1 protein-coding gene is annotated in these 692 nt (G+C 75.6%); it reads right to left on the bottom strand.

All coding sequences use genetic code 11. From position 1 onward, the window contains the following. Positions 1 to 692, bottom strand: a 692-nt coding sequence (locus tag MXD58_RS26210; RefSeq protein WP_250610423.1) for a hypothetical protein, incomplete at both ends; no start/stop codon positions are given.

Below are 692 nucleotides of genomic sequence, written 5' to 3'. Positions count from 1 at the left end.
GCCCGCAGGCCGTCCGCGAGCAGGCCCCGGCAGCGAGCGGCGACCGCGGCTGGCCAGGCCAGGCCGGTGGCACGAGCCCGTTCGTCGAGCCATGCCACGACCTGGACCGCCTGGTCGGGTGCGGCGGCGCGGATGTATGCCTCGGCTAGGTCCGCGGCGAGCGGGATGGTGTTGGGGTTACCCAGCCCCCTGTCGACCATGCGGCTCCAGGCGTCGGCGAGGGTCAGCGCGGCCACGTCGTACTCACCGTGGCCGATCGCGGCGAGACCGAGCGCCGCGTCGGCATGCAGATCGACCAGGCCAATGCCATAGGGGCCGGTCTCGGCGCGCAGCCGCGCGATCCGTTGCTCGCACAGCGCCCGGTCGCCACGGGCGGCGTCGATGCGGGCGAGCACACCGAGGCTGAACCCGAGTGCCGGCGCCTGGCCGAGCTCCTCGGCCCAGCGCAGGGCCTCCACGCCGTCGGCGTAGGCGGCGGCCCACAGCCCACGCCAGCATTCGAGCTCACAGCGCACCGCGAGACCGTAGGACAGCATCGCCGGGGCGCCGTCGCGGCGAGCGGCATCGACCGCCGCGGACAGCAGCCGCACCGCCGCACGCGGCTCCTCCACGTCGAGCAGGGCAGCGCCGGCGAGCACGAGCGCCTGCTGGTCGAGGACGTCATCGGCGGCGCCGAGCTGCCCGGCCACGTC

Origin of the sequence: Frankia sp. AgKG'84/4 (genome assembly GCF_023242965.2) — a bacterium.
GTDB lineage: Bacteria > Actinomycetota > Actinomycetes > Frankiales > Frankiaceae > Frankia.
Note: the sequence above shows the minus strand (reverse complement) of the source record. Positions and strands in the feature narration are given on the sequence as shown.